The sequence below is a fragment of the Shewanella sp. CAL98-MNA-CIBAN-0140 genome (assembly GCF_040309905.1).
GTDB classification, from domain to species: Bacteria; Pseudomonadota; Gammaproteobacteria; order Enterobacterales; family Shewanellaceae; genus Shewanella; species Shewanella psychromarinicola.
The window spans coordinates 1-262 of record NZ_JBEOPI010000204.1; the positions used below are offsets into that span (position 1 = coordinate 1).

1 protein-coding gene is annotated in these 262 nt (G+C 33.6%); it reads right to left on the bottom strand.

Features of this window, described 5'->3' with window-relative positions; genetic code table 11:
- A partial coding sequence (locus AAEY93_RS20765; RefSeq protein WP_502959575.1) for a hypothetical protein occupies positions 1–262 on the bottom strand: 262 nt, incomplete at both ends.

Consider the following 262-nt stretch of genomic DNA (forward strand, 5'->3'; position numbering starts at 1 on the left):
GTATAGATATAACTAAGGTATGCTTTACTTTCATTTTGAGTCATCTCTCTTAGTGTTTTACTAACATAGTCGCTTATAACTGGACTGTGTCTAGAAGAACCCCAACGAAATACTTCTTTTATATCCCCAATGATTGCTACATGAGGACCTATATCCATTTTAGGTCTGTAAGCAGCGACTTGAACATAATCACCAACTTCAATTCTTATTTCGTCGAAAGTTGACGATATATTTTGGCTTAAATACAAAATAGGTTTTTTAG